Origin of the sequence: Hyella patelloides LEGE 07179, assembly GCF_900659865.1 — a bacterium.
Classification (GTDB): domain Bacteria; phylum Cyanobacteriota; class Cyanobacteriia; order Cyanobacteriales; family Xenococcaceae; genus Hyella; species Hyella patelloides.
In genome coordinates this window covers 1-15,897 of the sequence record NZ_LR213928.1, presented here as the reverse complement: position 1 = coordinate 15,897, position 15,897 = coordinate 1, and the positions used below count along the sequence as shown (strand labels likewise).

8 protein-coding genes and 3 pseudogenes are annotated in these 15,897 nt (G+C 39.3%); 4 read left to right on the top strand and 7 right to left on the bottom strand.

The genetic code is table 11. The features are described 5' to 3' along the window. Positions 1 to 191 precede the first annotated feature (191 nt). On the bottom strand, positions 192 to 2,450 hold the full coding sequence (locus H1P_RS21560) for a TonB-dependent siderophore receptor (protein ID WP_144871211.1): 2,259 nt from the start codon (positions 2,448 to 2,450) through the stop codon (positions 192 to 194). 132 nt (positions 2,451 to 2,582) lie between these two features. Continuing rightward, positions 2,583 to 3,563 (bottom strand): helix-turn-helix transcriptional regulator, encoded by a 981-nt coding sequence (locus tag H1P_RS21555; protein WP_144871209.1) that lies wholly within the window; start codon positions 3,561 to 3,563, stop codon positions 2,583 to 2,585. A gap of 250 nt (positions 3,564 to 3,813) precedes the next feature. Here H1P_RS21555 and H1P_RS39445 point away from each other — a divergent pair. Beyond that, positions 3,814 to 3,924, top strand: a pseudogene (locus tag H1P_RS39445) (DUF4351 domain-containing protein); the annotation flags it as partial. A 36-nt stretch (positions 3,925 to 3,960) separates the two neighbouring features. Here the strand turns inward: H1P_RS39445 and H1P_RS21545 are convergent. Continuing rightward, a complete protein-coding gene (locus H1P_RS21545) occupies positions 3,961 to 4,137 on the bottom strand; it encodes a hypothetical protein (RefSeq protein WP_186376073.1) in 177 nt (58 codons plus the stop codon). A 176-nt stretch (positions 4,138 to 4,313) separates the two neighbouring features. Here H1P_RS21545 and H1P_RS21540 point away from each other — a divergent pair. Next, positions 4,314 to 5,478, top strand: a pseudogene (locus tag H1P_RS21540) (transposase); the annotation flags it as partial. Positions 5,479 to 5,720: 242 nt separating this feature from the next. On the opposite strand, the gene H1P_RS21535 reads toward H1P_RS21540, so the two are convergent. Together H1P_RS21535 and H1P_RS21530 are read right to left on the bottom strand one after the other, a co-directional pair. Beyond that, on the bottom strand, positions 5,721 to 6,344 hold the full coding sequence (locus tag H1P_RS21535; protein ID WP_186376072.1) for an ABC transporter substrate-binding protein: 624 nt from the start codon (positions 6,342 to 6,344) through the stop codon (positions 5,721 to 5,723). A 27-nt stretch (positions 6,345 to 6,371) separates the two neighbouring features. Then, positions 6,372 to 7,958: a TonB-dependent siderophore receptor gene (locus H1P_RS21530; RefSeq protein ID WP_186376071.1), complete on the bottom strand. Its 1,587-nt coding sequence runs from the start codon at positions 7,956 to 7,958 to the stop codon at positions 6,372 to 6,374. Positions 7,959 to 8,227: 269 nt separating this feature from the next. Here H1P_RS21530 and H1P_RS21525 point away from each other — a divergent pair. Beyond that, positions 8,228 to 9,712, top strand: a pseudogene (locus tag H1P_RS21525) (IS1380 family transposase). An 80-nt stretch (positions 9,713 to 9,792) separates the two neighbouring features. Here the strand turns inward: H1P_RS21525 and H1P_RS21520 are convergent. Together H1P_RS21520 and H1P_RS21510 are read right to left on the bottom strand one after the other, a co-directional pair. Then, positions 9,793 to 10,785: an AraC family transcriptional regulator gene (locus H1P_RS21520; RefSeq protein WP_144871205.1), complete on the bottom strand. Its 993-nt coding sequence runs from the start codon at positions 10,783 to 10,785 to the stop codon at positions 9,793 to 9,795. 196 nt (positions 10,786 to 10,981) lie between these two features. Beyond that, the gene (locus H1P_RS21510) at positions 10,982 to 12,778 is read right to left on the bottom strand and encodes an ATP-binding cassette domain-containing protein (RefSeq protein ID WP_144871203.1); all 1,797 of its coding nucleotides are present in this window, start codon (positions 12,776 to 12,778) and stop codon (positions 10,982 to 10,984) included. 564 nt (positions 12,779 to 13,342) lie between these two features. Between H1P_RS21510 and H1P_RS21505 the strand changes: the two genes are divergently transcribed. Then, positions 13,343 to 15,124 (top strand): DUF6909 family protein, encoded by a 1,782-nt coding sequence (locus H1P_RS21505; RefSeq protein WP_144871201.1) that lies wholly within the window; start codon positions 13,343 to 13,345, stop codon positions 15,122 to 15,124. Positions 15,125 to 15,897 lie beyond the last annotated feature (773 nt).

Below are 15,897 nucleotides of genomic sequence, written 5' to 3'. Positions count from 1 at the left end.
AAGGGTAATTCAAAATTTTCTGGGGTAAGCTCCGACTGGCTAGTTTTACGGTACATTTGTTCTTGCTGAGATAAGTGCAAGGGTCTTTTACCAATTTTAGGGGTTTTTCGCCATTTTTACTTAACTTTTTGCTGCGCCCAAAATCCTTGTAACCTTTATTTGCTCAAGGTTGTCAAGTTATTCAGCAAACCCTAAGTAGTCCAGAGGCTAAATTGACTTTCAGGAACGCCAGGTAAACCGTTATCGACAATATCGGTATTGTCTTCACTGACAAAAGCATCGAGATAGGTATAGGCAGTAGTAATGTTCCAACCAGGTACAATTTCACCACTGAGATTTAGTTCAATTCCGCGACTGGCTTGTTCTCCTGTTTGAATGTCAAATAAAGGGTCATCAGGATCGGTTGTTCTGACATTTTGCTTGCGAATATCAAAAGCAGCAAAGGTAAAGCTGAGTTCATCGGTTATATCTGTTTTGACTCCCACCTCAAACTGTCTTCCCGTCTCAGGCTCAAAAAGCGAATCATCAGCGTTACGGCTACTACCAAAAGCTGGATTATAGGAAGTTGTATAAGAAGCATAGATCGATATAGGTTCGATGGGCTTGTAAACAATACCGAAACGGGGAGTAAAATCACTGTCGTCCTGCTTGAATTCTTGCCTTTCTTCACCTAAATCTTGTGTAGTACGGAATTGATCGACATAATCAAAGCGAACTCCCGCTAATACTATCAAGTTAGATAAAAGCTCAACTTGGTCTTGCAGATAGACACCCACCGAATCAAGATTGTCATCTCGGAAGAAATTGGGATTAACTTCAAACGGTTCATTAGTATAAACGGGATTAAAAACATTAATGGAAGGATAAGGATCGCCGATATCGAAGCCTGAGTCTCTGGTATCGTGAATGTATTCTGTGCCAAACAAAACTTGGTGTTTTATTGAACCCGTATTAAACTCGGCGATCGCATCAACGCTGGCAAACAGTCTGGTGTATGTTTCATCTGTACCGTATTCATTGCGCGTTAATTCTCCTGTATCTAGATTGAATTCATCAGGAAAGACCGCAAATCGATTGGGATTGTATTCGCTGTATTCTAGTGTGTGCCTGAGTGACCAAGTATTGTCAAACTGATGATTTAACCTGTAACCAATTCTAAACTGCTCTTGCTCGAACTCGGCAAAATCTTCGCTGAGAAATCTTTCTTGAGGAATTTCACCACTGGGAATAGAAATTATACTGCCGTCTGCGGGAAAGCCATCATCTGTAGTTTCGCTTTCGCTGATATACTGACCGAAAAAATTAATTGAAGTGTTTTCACCAATATCCCAAGTAAGAGTAGGGGAAACCAGAAATCTTTCCCCATTTACAAAGTCGCGGAAGCTTTCATAGTTTTCATAGGATAGATTCAAACGATACTTGACCGTTTTTGATTCGTTTAAAGGTCCAGAAATATCTACCGCTCCTTCATAGGTATCAAAATTTCCCGCACCAAAGGATACCGAGTAAAAAGGTTCGCTCAGAGGTTGTTTGGTTACTAAATTAATAACTCCCCCTGGTTCTCCTTGACCGAATAAAACTGAAGCAGGGCCTTTTAGCACATCAACTCGTTCGATATCGTTGGTACTCAGTGGTGCTAATGAATTGGCAGGAATACCATTGCGAAAAATTCCGTCCCCTACATTAAAACCACGAATCTTAAAATTAGGACCAAAAACACTGCCTGTTCTTCCCCCAGCTTCAACTACACCAGGAACGGTTTCTAGCGCATCACCTAATTCCCTAACATTACGATCTTTCAATACTTCTTGAGGAACTGCCTGAACTGATAACGGCGTATCTCTTATCGGCGTATCCGTACCAATTGCCGTGCTGGAGTTGGTAGGATTATAACCATCACCCTCTGCCTCTCCTGTAGCAATAACTTCAATCTCTTCATCTGGTACGGTTTCTGCTGTTACACCATCAGGAGTAACGCTTAACACCAAATTATTCCTACCAGGCACTACTTCTGCCCTTGGTGCTTGCTTCTCTCCCGTAATAGTTACGCGGATACTGGTGTCATCTACTCTGTTGACTGCAATCCTACTAATTCCTGTTGTGGGATTCAGTTCCTCCACACCATTCCTAAGTTTAAATACCAAAGTCGCATCGAGAATATCGATTACTAGGTCATTACCGACTGGCAAAATTAACGGTACTAATCTTTCACTTCCCGCTACCGTTTCTAAAACTAACTCCAACCCCTCATCAGTTTGGTTAACCGTAACTCCTGTAATCCGCGTCACCCCCTGAGCAAGCAAATCCATAGCCGTATTTCCAGGATTGAGATATATCTTCGTCTCTCCCCGTCCCTCTTGTCTCCCAGTCTCCCCTGCTCCCAAAACTGGCATTGCAGCAAAGGATAATAAACCTGTCAATATAAGTAACTGTTGCCAACGATTTAACATAACTCCACACACCTTCAAATAAAAGGCAGAACACCTTCTATTTATTGATATCTATTCTTAATAGAGGAATCGTATCAGAAGGAGAGCCATGAAAATAGCACTAAAGTTGTACTAAACGGAATAAGATTTGTCTTAAACGGAATTTTTGTATTGAGCTTGATATTGTTTGGGTGACACGCCGTACTTTCTACGAAATACTCTAGACAGATAGCTGCAACTGCCAAACCCAACTTGAATAGCAATCTCTGACACATTAAAACGGTTTTCCAATAAAAGCTGACGGGCTTGTTCCAAACGATAGTCGTGCAAATAGCCAAAAGCAGTAGTGCCAAACACTTCGCGAAATCCGCGTTTGAGGGTGCAATCATTGAGTCCCACCTGTCGCGCCAAATCAAGCAACAATGGTGGGCGATCGCTTTGCTGTGTCAAAATTTCTTTAGCATGATAAATACGGTCTATATCATCGGGTTTTAGAGTAAATGCAGAACGTTTGCTTTGATGTCGTTCTTTTTCCTCTTCAATTAATAATGCCATTAGTTCCCACACCTTACTTTCCAAATAAATCTTTTTGGTAATGTCATGAAACGGACAGTGCAGGATTTGATGTAGTACCGTTTGCATAGCAATAGTGGTCGTATCGCGACGCTGATAATAGATATCGCTTTCTTTTATCAAATGATCCAATCCCATAGATGCTAAATCGCGATCGCCCAAAAAAGTTTGAAATACCTCTGGCTCGATGTGAACACTTACTTGCACAATTGGTTCTGTTGCCGAACGTTCCCACTTTTCGCGAGGAGCTATACCACTACCACATAATGAATATTGTCCCGCAGCAATGTAATCAGGTGTATGTGTTCCTGATACTCTAAATTCATATTCTAAGGAATGCGATCGCTCAGAAGATTGCACGATTACATCATCGTATAGCTGGTAACGGTCAATTGCCAGTTCTACGCCTTGTCGTAGCTGAATTTCGCGGTATGTCCCTTGCCCTAACTGTTCTGGATACTGCCAAGTAACGTCAAATTTATCATTATGGTTGAGATGCTTTTTACGTTGAGTTTCGCAAACTAAATCCCAGTAATCTTTTTTGGAAATTGTGATGGGCATTTTCTAAGTAGCAGATAGCAAGTAGCAAGTAGCAATTAAGGCAAACAAGAAGCTAATAGTTGATAGCTAGGAGCATTTGATTTTGTATGTCATTGCTAAAATTAACCACTTTTCTTTAAAAGATACTTTAATTGCTAATTATTTTCAATATGCTTAAAAAGAGCGGATGAGCAATCAGGCGATCGCATTTTTCCTAGAGACTCAAATTAGTTTTCAGATATTAGAAAAAGATAATGACAATGTTTGATGCGATCGCTTTAACGATCTATCTTTAGAAGAGTTAGAAAATCTGGGGAAAGTGTTGCTCGATTTTCAAGGAATGAACGATTTAGAAGCTTGGTTGAGTCAAGAAAATGCTTAGAAGTCAGTTGTTAGTCCCCTTGTCTCCACTATCCGTCTAATTCTTCACGCTGTCGAGCAATAAATCTGGTAAAGCTTCTAAGATAAGTTGGTCAGTTAATGGTCCACGAGTATGACCACTCCAGAGATAACTGTCTACAAAAAATACTCGACCTTGCTGAAAAACTGGCATGGATTTGAGTAAAGGTTTTTGCGCCCATTTTTTCTCCAGCAATTCTCATTTTGAAAAGGAATAGAGAAAAATTTTGCCGAGAAAAAGGAAATGAAGCAGCAAGTTAGCGTGTTATTTACGCTAACTACAACCACCAAACAAAAATTTTTGATTAATGGCACAGAAAAATTTATAAAATCTTATAAATTAGTGCGATTGTAGCTATTGAATTAAATAAAATGGTACAAAAAGTTAGAAAAATAGAAATTAATCAATTAATTAATTTTTTAAGTAAAGAATTAGAAGACCTACCAGATAGTCGAAAACAGGGAAATAACAAAAAGTATGAAATATCTGATGGAGTATTATCAGCATTTTCAATATTTTTGACTCAATCACCTTCATTTTTAGAACATCAAAGGTTAATGGAAAAGATGAAGCAAAAAAATAATGCTGACAGTTTATTTAAAGTTAGTAAAATCCCCTGTGATAATCAAATAAGAAATTTATTAGACCCCGTTCCTGCTCAAACAGTTTATCCAGTTTATCAGAAAATTTTTAAATGGTTAAAAGAGAAAAAAGTTCTGAAAAAGTTTTTCTATTTAGAGGGAGAAATATTGATAGCTCTAGATGGAACAGAATATTTTTCATCTAAAAAGATTAGTTGTCCTCATTGTAACTCTCGTAATCACCGAAACGGAACAACAACATATTTTCATGGTTGTGTGATTCCTGCTGTAGTTTCACCAAAGGCTGAAACAGGTAATTAGTCTCGAACCAGAGTTTATCAAAAAACCAGATGGCTCGAAGAAACAAGATTGTGAAAATGCTGCTGTAAAAAGATGGTTACATAAAAATCCTCAAAAACAAGATGATAATCCTGTAACTCTTTTAGGAGATGACTTATACTCTCGTCAACCTATCTGTGAATTAGCGTTATCAAAGGATTATAATTTTATTTTTGGGAAGCCCGTGAAACTTCACATAAAACTTTATATGAGTGGCTAGAATTTTTAGAAAAAAGTGGGGAAGTTAAAACTCTAGAAAAGAAAGAATGGAATGGAAGAAAGGAGTTAATTTATCGCTATCGTTATACTAATAAAATCCCCCTAAAAGATGGAGATGATTCGTTACAAGTTAATTGGTGCGAATTCACAATCATTAATCAAAAAACACAAGAAATTACTTATCAAAATAGTTGGATTACTAATCATAAAATTAGTAACGATAACGTTGAAAAAATTGTCAAAGCTGGTAGAAGTAGATGGAAAATTGAAAATGAAAGTAATAATGTTTTAAAAAATCATAGTTACAACTTGGAGCATAATGCAAGGTCATGGTCAAAATAATTTATGTGAGATGTTGTTGAGTTTAAATTTGTTAGCTTTTTTATTTCATTCAGTTTGAGATTTAGCTAATTCTACTTATAAGAAAGTTCGTGATTTGTTAGTCAGCCGTCGCAGCTTTTTTAATGACATTCGGGCATTACTCAAGTATTTTTGGTTTGTAACTTGGCAAGATTTGTGGAATTTTATTTTGACTGATAATGTCTTTAATTCCACATCTAATTCTAGTTAAATATTAAAAATAGTTTGAGGAGGTGATGCTTAATTTTTATGGCTCACAATTGACTTTTATGGCAAATATCAACCCAGTTTTTGAGTTGATATTAGTTTTTGGTGACCATTTTTCCCTTTTAGGATTACATATTTAATTAAATTGTGCTTCAAAAGTCTCTTCTCTTCTTTGTTCTCTATTTTTACAAGAGAACATTTTTTCTTTTTCCCTTCAAAATGAGAACTGCTGGGATATTCATCCTGATTGTACAATTTTTCTCCTAAAATCAAATCTGGTTGGACAAGGGTAAGACGTTCGAGAGAAGGAGAATAGCGATCGCCAACTCCTATAGGCTGGGTTTTTACCCATTGACCAGGATAGAGAATTTGTTCTTGTGGATTATCGTAGGTTTGAATTTTTAAATCTATTGATTCGGCATAGGCAGCAGGCTGAACTCCTAGTGCAAGTATACTGTCTAGAATATGGGGACTGAGGGCTGCAACTTTTTGGGGTTGACCACAAACTTCTGTTTCTCCCATCTCGTGGCTCACCAAACGACAAGATTCTGAACTAGCAGGGGTAGGGCGATCGCTTGTCAGAGAATTAGGAGGGCGATTACCTTCCAGGTACGCTCCGCGATCGCAAGCCACAATTAAGATTACGGTACAGATTCCTAAAATGAACCAAGATAGATAACGACGTAGTCTAGGCATAAGCAGAGGAGATAGAAACAGCTTTGATTAAAATTCTACTGAAACCGTTCCCTGAACAGTAAACGGCGCACCAGGGGCAATTCGCCGACGGTTCTCTGCACTTTCAATAAATTCAGCATCAAAGAGATTTTTAAAGTTAAGGGCAGCACGATAGTTTTCCTTTTCGTAGTAAATTGCAGCATCAACGCGAGTATAACCATCTACAAAGAACGAATTGTCTAAATCTCCTGCCCGTTCTCCAATGTAAAAAACACCTGCACCAAATCCCAATCCTGCCAAACTACCTCTTTGTATGCTGTAAGTCGTCCAAAAATTAAAATTATGCTCTGGCACATTGTTAATACGGTTGCCCACAGGAATTACATTATCTTCTGTCACCGACCCATCGGTATAGGCGTAACCCGCAAAAATATTCCATCCAGGCAAAATTTCTCCTGTCAAATCTAATTCAATTCCCTGGCTATTTTGTTCTCCTGTTTGAACGGAAAAATCAGAATCATTAGGATCTTCAGTAAGGATGTTGGTTAAAGTCGTATCGTATAAAGCTAGAGTTGAAGATAGACGGTCTTTGATAATTTCAGTTTTGACCCCGATTTCAAAACCCGTTCCTCGTTGAGGATCGAATGGCTCATTATTTATATCAGTTCCGCTTACAGGAGTGAAAGAACGACTATAGCTTGCATAAAGGGAAACTGGTTCAATGGGCTGATAGACAATGCCAACGCGGGGGGAGAAGGCATCGGCTTCCGTTTCTGAGGTTTCACCATCAGCAAGATTATTCGTGATTTCACTGTTAAAAGTATCGAACCGTCCGCCTAACAATAGCTGAAGATTGTCTAGTATAGCAATCTGATTTTGCAAATAGATCCCGAAAGATTCATCTTCAGTGTCTCGATCGGATGCTGGTTCAAAAGGTGCTGTTGGTGGTTCAAAAGCGGAGGGGTTGAAAATATCAATCGTCGGGAATTCTGGATTGTCTTCACTCTCAAACTCATTAGATTCTCTAGCATATTCTAAGCCAAATAAGAGCGTATGCTCGATCGAACCAGTGTTAAACTTAGCAATCAGATCGTTTTGAAAAGTCAAGGTTTCGTAGGATTGTTCTGTTCTGCCAGTTCCCACAAAAAAATTGCGATCGTCTCCCGACTCAGCTACGATCTCTGAAGTAGCACCACTTTCGTTAGCAGTAGTGTACCGTAATACAGAACTTAGAGATAGATTAGAGTTGAAACGGTGGTCGAGATAGAGTTCGGTACGAGTTTCCTCAAAATCTTCTTGTAGTTCGGGATTTGCTAAAAAACTACTGAAGGGAATATCGGCAACTTCATTGTCGCTCAAAACTACTAATCCTCGATCTCTGGGTCGAGAGTCGTCTAAATAAGAAAATTCCAGACTTAACTCAGTATCATCCCCGATTTGCCAAGATAATGTTGGTGCGACCAAAAATCTTTCCGTATCTACACTATCGCGAAAACTCCCAGCATTTTCATAAGCCACGTTGAGGCGATATGCTACATTTCCGTTATCTGTCAAAGGTCCTGAAAAGTCTAAAGTAGGACGGTAAAAATCAAAATTACCCGCCGTAAAAGCAACCTCATAAAACGGTTCGCGCAATGCCCGTATTTCTCACACAAAAAGCGATCGCGTTTTCCAGAAAGTTTACCGCATATAGGTTTGAGCCTAATGTCGGCTCCTGCTGTCAAACGACAGTGTGTTGTGAGGGTTCCAGCCGACATCAGAATCAATTAGAGTTTGAACAAAAAGCAATTTACTTGGCGTAATATTGACGCAGATATATTTAGTTTCACCAGAAATCTTACAAGATAAATAAGTAAAAAACGAATATAATTTAGGGATAAAAGTAATTTTAATTTGTCTATTTAATGACTCCTAATTCAACACAATATATTCCCAATCTACTAAATTTGGGAAATATCAAAGGAAGAAAAGTAATAGCTAATTTCAGTGGAGGAAAAATCACCTCGGACGCAGGTATTGTGCTGCTAGCAGATAAGAATAAAAAGCTCAAAATTACCTCTCGTTTTGCCGAATATTTTCAAGATTATCGGGATTCATCCTATACAAATTATTCAGTTCATAAATTACTAGCACAAAGAGTTTATGGGATTATTTTAGGCTATGAAGATGTTAACGATCATGATAAATTACGTCACGATCCAGCATTAGCGATCGCCTTAGATAAATTAAATTTTATTGACTCAAGTGAAAGAGTTTTAGCCGGTAAAAGTACAATTAATAGACCAGAATATTGTCCCGAAACAATTATCAATCAAAAATCAAGTCGCTATCATAAAATTGAGCCTGACCCCAAAGAAATTGAAAGAGCTTTTGTGGACATATTTTTAGCATCCTACCAAAAACCACCGAAACAAATTGTTTTAGACATGGATGTAACAGATGACCAAGTTCATGGAAACCAAGAAGGGGCTTTTTTCAATCCTTATTATAAAGGAGTATGTTATGCACCTTTATACATTTTTTGTGGTCATCATTTGTTGGTAGCAAAGCTTCGTTCTTCAAATGTCGATCCAGCAACAGGAGCTTTAGCAGAATTAAAAAGAGTAATTGGATTAATTAGAAAAAAATGGAAAGATACTCAAATCATAGTTAGAGGAGATAGTGCTTATTCTCGTGAGGATATCATGGCCTGGTGTGAAGAACAAATCAGAGTTGATTATGTTTTAGCAATGGCAACTAATAGTCAATTAAAATTAAGAGCTTCGGATGTAATTGAAAAAGCTCAAGCCGATTATCAATCAAGACTTGAACCTGTTACAAAATTGATGGAGACATTATTTTCTCCAAATGAAGAATTAGAAGAAGTTAAAAATTTAGTACCCTCAGCAACTTGGTATCGTTCTCTTTGCTATAAAACACAACAATCTTGGAGTCGAAGTAGAAGAGTTGTGACCAAAGTTACTCATGGGAATAAAGGGTTAAAAATACGTCATGTTGTTACCTCTTTACCTGCATCCTTAATCCCTCCATCTAAACTTTATACTGATAAATATTGTCCCAGAGGTGAGATGGAAAACCGCATAAAAGAGCAGCAATTAGATTTATTTGCCGACCGCACTTCAACACAAACTATGATGAGTAATCAATTAAGACTTTGACTTTCTTCAATGGCTTATGTTCTGATACAATCTTTCCGTCAAAATTGTTTAAAAAGAACCTCTCTAGCCAAAGCTACAGTAGGTACAATTCGCCTTTCTTTACTTAAATTGGGAGCGAGAATAACTATTAGTTGTCGAAGAATTTTAATCGCTATTGCTACTGCCTGTCCATACCAAGATATCTTAGGGATTGCTTACTCAATAATTCAAGTTCTTCCCGATTCTGGATAGGATACATTGCCTCAAAACCGTATCAGATGGAGAGTTAGGTCAATAACCTTAAATGTATCCCGAACGGAATAAAATATGCCTCAAACGGAATTTTTAGATCGCGTTTGATATTGTTTTGGTGAAACACCATACTTTTTGCGAAACCCTTTAGATAGAGAAGTATAATTAGCAAATCCTACCGTGCGGGCAATTTCCGAGATATTAAGACGACGTTCTTGTAAAAGCTGACGGGCTTGTTCTAAACGGTAGTTATGTAGATAACCAAACGCTGTAGTACCAAGCACTTCACGAAATCCACGCTTGAGGGTGCAATCATTGAGTCCCACCTGTCGCGCTAATTCTATTAGAGATGGTGGATTATCAAAGTTAACGGAGAGAATTGTCTTTGCTAGACGAATGCGATCAATATCGTCTGACTTAAGCGAAGATAATTTTCCTGTTTTTTTGTCCCTCTGTTTAAGCTGTTCTAATTTCAAAGTGATAAGTTCCAAACATTTACTCTCTAGGTAAATTTGTTTCGTTTTTCCCTGAAATGGGCAATAAAGAATTTGTCTCAATGCAGATTGCATTGTCGGGGTGATGCGATCTATATCACTCAGATTGCTATTATCGCTAATACGCTGTCGGGTTTCTGCGGGCAGTTCCTCCAGAATTTCCGAGATCGTTTGACCTAACATCTCACCAGATTCTAAATGAATATCTACCTTTAATATCGGCTCTTTAGCATAGGCAATCAGTATATGTTCATCTGGATCGTCAAAATTTCCCCACTCAACAAAGTTTTCTCCCGTGCGCTTTCCACTGCGATCGCCTGATAAATTAAAACCAAACTCACGGCTAATATCGCTAGTATCTTGACCTTTTGAAATTACAAATACATCATCATGAAGCTGATAGTTGAAGAGTAACAGATTAATGCCATACAGTTGAATCGACCGAACATAACCTTGTCCTAAGCGATCTGGAACTAACTGTAATGTCTCGGAAAAACCAGCAGATTCTAAGTTCTGAGATGATGGATTTGCTTGTTGCCAGAGTGCATCATAATCTGAATCGTAAATTGTAATTGCCATGAGAGTGATTAATGTAATCTAAGAAACATGGAATAAGCGTATCCCATAAATGAGAATTACTCCTAATTAAACCATGCAGCATAACCTTAAAAGGTTGCCAGCTAATATTTGTCAGTAAAGTTCTAGTCTCCGCAAACTGCTTAGTTGCAACCATAGCAATTCTCCTTTCGCCTTTAAATCTAGTATTACATTCCTACTAGAAATAGGTTGATGGCAAATCGTCAAAAGTCCCCGTCATCTCAACCCTACCGCGATCAAGTAAGATAATGCGATCGCTGCAGTCTAAAACACTACGACGGTGGGAGACCACGAGATAGGTAGGAGTCCAGTTAGGATTAGCTGAGTGGATGGAGAACAGACGCGACCAGAGTTTTTGTTCGGTTTCGACATCCAAAGCACTAGAGAGGTCATCAAATACCAGTAGGTCGGGTTGGCGGATTAACATACGGGCGGTGGCAGCTCTTTGTAATTGCCCTCCTGAAAGACGCATCCCCTTTACACCAATTGGGGTATTGAGTCCGTTGGGCATGGTAGCAAGATCGCGATCGAAGACGGCAAGAGCGATCGCCATTTCTAATTCCTCATTACTTTTTTCCAGTCCTAATAAAATGTTTTCTCGTAGGGTATTACTAAATAGTTGTGGTACTTGAGGCGTATAGGCACTACGGGGCGGTGCAAAAAATTGAGAGGGGTTGTTCACTTTCTGTCCATTCCAGTAAATCTCTCCCGACTGCATCGGCAATAATCCCATTAGCACTCTCAATAGGGTAGTTTTGCCCGAACCAACCTGTCCTGTAATAACTGTAAAACTGCCTCGCCTAAGTCGAAGAGAAACATCTGTAATGCCTCGATTTGTACCTGGATAGCAATAGGTTAGATTCAATGCCAACAAGTCTTGCAAACGATCTGATTCTAGAAGAGGCAGAGATTGAATTCGAGGTAGTTTTGGAGTTTGTTTCGCGATAGGCTTTAAGTAGAGCCGATGGTGTGCCGTAATGCCTGAACCCTCGCTATCGATTAAGCCTGCCATGCGTTCTAAGGATACTTCACTTTGTTTGGTTTGAGCTAAAAATTCTCCCCCAAAGGCAAAGAAATTAGTGATGTAGGATAAATAATAGATAAATAGAGCCAAGTCGCCAACACTAAGACTATCATTTGGCGATCGCATTAACCAGGCTGCAAATAACAGAATAACTCCAGTACCGATGCTGACTAAATTTTCAAAGCTGGATTCCAAAATTGCCGTAAGTAGACGATCTCGTACCATCAACTGCTGACGGCGATCGCAGGTTTGACGCAAACGAGCCAAAACGCTCTCTTCAGCATTGGCTACTTTAATCGCTTGTACAGCTGAAAACATTTCTCCTACCATGCTAGTCACCTGTTGTGTTGCCTGACGGCTGGCACGACGATAGAGTTTAAGGCGATCGCTAATACGTTGAAGAATAATTATTATTAAGATCAACGGCAAAAACACCAAGAGAGTAATCTGGGCATTGATGCTCAACAGCAGCACGAGCGAACCAACAGCAAATACGGCTTCGCCAAAAATTTCATTGGTAAATACAACATTATTTTCTAGCTGATAAGCATCATCTCGAAAAAAACTAATTATAGCCCCTGGTGAAACAGAGCGATCGCTATTTCCCCTATCTGTTAAAGGCTCTGCTCCTGGACGATTCATTAATCCCATTAGCAGGTTATGCCGAATGAGAGAACTCATAGTAAAGCGATGTTGAGTCTTGGTAATGCACCCCGTAAAGATGGCAACAATGCGAGCTAATCCGATCCCTAGAAATAAGGCAATCCATCCCCAGATTGATAGTAAGAACGAAGATTCGTTTGTCAAGGCATTGAAGAATTCACGAATGATTAGACCTGGGAGAGCAGGTAATCCAGCAATAAACAGCCATAGAATTGTATCTGCCCAATAGAGCCGTTGATTATAGCGAATTAGTTGCCAAAGGGAATGCCAAATAGAAATGGGATTCATGGTGAAGTCAGGAGTCAAAATCTTTAGAGGATGTACGAAAAATCTAAAATCTACTGCCTAAGTACAAAAAAACTATGAGTAATGATTCCCCGAAAACCTTATTCTACAGAAATAGCTACAAAAGTGTTATATAGCCGTACAAAATTAGATCGGGATATTAAAATTTACGAGATCGGAAGTAATAAGTAACTCGTCATTGAGTAATGAGTTTTTTGATTAAAATGCCCAAAAATGTAAGGGGCTGACACCGTCACGTCCGACATATGCCCTAAAGGACTTCCTTCGGTCGCGGAGCGGTATCCTTTAGGGCAAGCATCTGGGGAGACCCCAGATGACGCGGACTCCTCGAAGGGCGGTGCAGGGGATGCCCCGTCTTAACGTTAATACGTAACGCTATATATAATGACAGAGTTAGATAAGTGGCGCAACTCACCGCGAAGTCTAGGAGAGCAATGCCCAATAGTGATATTGGGAAGCCCACGCTATAGTAAAAGCATAACAATAGTGAAACTTTGATTTAGCATTGGAAGATGTCACTTTTTAGAGCAATCAAAATGAATCTTGATGAGTATATCAGTTCCCCCACGCTCTCGCGCCCAAGAATCTAGGGCTGCTATCGAGCGCATTTATGTGATTATGCGCCATCTTTTCGTTCGAGGACATTACAAGCCTGATGGTATTTCGGGTTCGGCTTTGAGTGAAGCTTTGTTGACCTTACAGCCTGAAATTTATGGTTCAATGGCTGATTCGGAAAAAGTAGAATTGAATGGACTCGCTTATGTAATTGCTCGTTTACCAAGAGGAATTGAAAGGTGTCGTTTTATCCAGTTGATTGCAGCCGAAGGTTACAAAAATTCGGGATTTGAAAAAATTGTTCCCGCAAAGCGTCGTCGCAATTGTTATCGCATTGATGAAGAAACGATGCTCATTGAAATTACCAGAGGACGCAGTGAAATTTACGATATTCTCACACACCTTACTTTTATGTATATCGAAGCGGACAAAATTAGAGCGCACGCTTTAGATGAGGGTCATCCTACACAGGAATGGATAAAATTAGAAAAGATCGTTTTCGGACAGACATCTACAGCGAGTCCTTCTCCTTCCACTGAAGAACTTGAAGTTAGAGAGCAAGCTATTTCCTACGCCAGTACGTTGTTGGGGCGAACCTTTGAAGAAACTCTGGAATCTGAGCGTCGGTTTCGCCAGGGAGAACCTGATAACAATAGTTTATTTCAGATAGTGTATTGGTTAGGACGATTAGCAATTGAAGAGATGCAGCATCACGGGGCATATAAGCCCAGTCCTTCGAGTGTGGGGACATCCCCTCACAAAGACCGACAAATCACCTTTAGTTCGGCACTAAGAGAGCGCATTGGTCATCATATTCATGGGGAAAAGTGGGCAACCGAAGTCAAAGAATTTCTCTGGTCGCGAAATTTGTGGCAACGTCCCCTACATATTATCAGTGCCAATCTACACAGCATTATGAATTGTCTTTATGCCTTACCCGCTTTAAAACAGAAGATGGCAGGGGAAAAGACTATTGAAGCAATTGCTCGCGAACTGAGTTTACCAGAAAATGCTAATCTCAACCAAGAAGTACTCGAATTTGCCAGAGAGCATGGAATGTATTATCTCGAAGATCGAGCGGGGACAAATACTCATGTCCAGATTTTTGATACTTCTTTATTGCCTTTTGATTTACTTTCTCCAGAATTGAAGCTTGATAGGGCATTGGTTGAGGAAGATAAACCAGTTATTTTGGTGATGGATTACGCTTTTGGAGAGCAAGCTTTCGAGCTTTTCGATGAATTACTCAAGCCTTATAAAATTGAGGGCAAATCTCAAAAACTCAATCTCTATTCAATTTCGGTGACGGGCAAAGCGGGAACTCTGGTGGGTAATCAGGGAGATTTAATGTTGCCGACGGCTCATATTTTTGAAGGGACAGCAGACAACTACCCTTTTGAGAACGAAATGAGCAGACAAGATTTTCAAGAGACGAAAATTCCCGTTCACCAAGGAGCTTTATTAACAGTATTGGGAACTTCTCTTCAGAATGCCGATGTTTTAAACTACTTTAAAAGTTCTTCTTGGAATGTGATTGGTTTGGAGATGGAAGGAGCGCATTTACAGAAAGCAATTCAAGCAGCAGCTAAAATTCGTAAGAGTATTGATGAAAATGTCATTTTGCGTTACGTTTACTACGCTTCTGATAATCCCTTAATGACTGGCAGTACACTAGCTTCTGGGAGTTTAGGACAAACTGGAGTTAAACCAACTTATGCGATCGCTACAAGGTTTTTACATAAAATTTTTAGTCACTTAAAAAGTGAAAAATAACTCTGGGAAATTTGATTTTTTAACTGACAGAACAATAAAAATTAAGCTCTAAATTAATAAAGCAATCAATTTTTGAGCATTATAGCGATCGCGGATTGATATTTTATCTTTTCGAGCGTCAAACCCTCGCGTCCCGCGACGGGATATAAGCGAGTCCAGATTTACAAATTAAAACATATATTTGTGCTAACTATGCTAGCATAAATATATGTTTGTTTTAGAGTACAGTGCGATTTGTTGATGGTGCGAGACTGTAGAGACTACAGAGGTAGAGCCACCCCAGTTATGAACATAAAGTATAACTGGAACTGTTCATTGGATGTAGGTGAAAACCCTACCATCGAAGAGAGCGATTGACTCCCTATCTGGCACTCACGAGTAGGCTCGGAATCCTACAGATGAAAGCGTGCAGCAGGGCGTAATCAGAGGCAAAACAAGTAGCCGCACTGACGCTAATGGGGAGATGATATGGGTAAACAGATTCTAGAAAAGTGTCTTATAGGAATGCGGTAGCTTGAACAACCAATACCGACATCATCAAAGGAAGTCTCGCAGCATTTTGTACTGGTAGCTGCACTCTCAAGAGATTTTGATAGGCAAATTGAATCGCCCTAAGTCATCACAACAATCTAACGAACGGAACAAATAAAAACGTATATCGGGTCTTGGAAAACAGTCGAACCCCAAGTAGACGGACGAGAGTTTAAACCCCGAATACGGGTAGGATGAGGCGTAATTGCCAAAAAGGAAATCAGAGAATGTTCAATTAAGTA